Raw genomic sequence first — 356 nt, 5'->3', positions numbered from 1 at the left:
TGTACATCCAGCGCCGGGAGAGGGCGTACAGGTGGAGCTTGTTGCCGATGGCGACGGCGGAGACGTCGTCGATCGGCCCGAGCGGCCCGGCGGCGGAGGTCAGGTCGAGCCCGCCCGCCCAGAAGCCGGCGCCGTAGTCGCCGCTGCCAACGTACAGTCGCTCGTCGCGCAAGTCGATGACGTGCAGCTTCCAGCCTATACCGGCGGCGGAGAGCTCGCTGATCGCAAGGGCGGAGGGCAGGCCGATAACGGAGGTGGCCTCGCCGTAGCTCCAGGAGCCGCGGTATGAGTTGACGTCCGCGACGTAAACCACTGCGTCGAGACCGAGGCTCACGACGTGCAGGGAGTTCCAGGTG

General features: G+C 68.3%; 1 protein-coding gene. It reads right to left on the bottom strand.

From position 1 onward, the window contains the following. A partial coding sequence (locus PUR56_RS22765; RefSeq protein ID WP_329950275.1) for a hypothetical protein occupies positions 1-334 on the bottom strand: 334 nt, incomplete at its 3' end. Between the last annotated feature and the right edge of the window lie 22 nt (positions 335-356).

This window comes from Streptomyces sp. BE303, from assembly GCF_036290945.1.
Classification (GTDB): Bacteria; Actinomycetota; Actinomycetes; order Streptomycetales; family Streptomycetaceae; genus Kitasatospora.
This window is presented reverse-complemented; position numbering and strand designations above follow the sequence as displayed.